We start from the raw sequence: 540 nt of genomic DNA on the forward strand, positions 1-540 counted from the left end.
CCTTCGCTTAAATCCAGAGTATCAAGCAGTATTTTTAACAAAGAATAAATTTACATGGGAGGAATGACATGAAAGATAATAGGCCGAAAACATTTTATTTATTCAATTTGGAATTTTTTTGTTATATTTACTTGAAACCGTACTTTTTAATGTACTATCCGAAGGAAGTTCAAGCGTGTGAAAGGCGATAGTCTAGCGGTAGGTGAGAGATAATGCAAAATATCCCACATCAAATCGTGTACGATTTCTATGCCAATTACGTGTCTATTTTGACTAAATATGAAAAAGAAATCACGCAGAAAGAAATAGAACGTGTAGTTGGATTAGGGATGAATTGTATGTGAGTGGCGAAGAGGAGAAAGCTAATGTAGTTCACATTCAATGAGATTATATGTTTATATTTTTGAATTTAGGTGTATATCTTTTAATAATATATACCATGTTCTTTTATTCAAATAATTCTTTGAAACTTGAAGTGTACAAACGTGATCGATACCCCATTCTAATGTCGTGATTTCATTTTCTGCTCCTGTTGGAGAG

At 32.4% G+C, this 540-nt stretch carries 2 pseudogenes; one reads left to right on the forward strand and one right to left on the reverse strand.

Going from position 1 to position 540, the window contains the following annotated elements:
- Positions 1-228: 228 nt before the first annotated feature.
- Positions 229-367 (forward strand): annotated as a pseudogene (locus KVT34_RS32145) (RNA-guided endonuclease TnpB family protein); the annotation flags it as partial.
- Between the two features lie 28 nt (positions 368-395).
- Here the strand turns inward: KVT34_RS32145 and KVT34_RS33040 are convergent.
- A pseudogene (locus KVT34_RS33040) lies at positions 396-540 on the reverse strand (DUF1796 family putative cysteine peptidase); the annotation flags it as partial.

It is taken from the genome of Paenibacillus sp. GbtcB18, from assembly GCF_019091125.1.
Lineage (GTDB): Bacteria > Bacillota > Bacilli > Paenibacillales > NBRC-103111 > Paenibacillus_F > Paenibacillus_F chitinolyticus.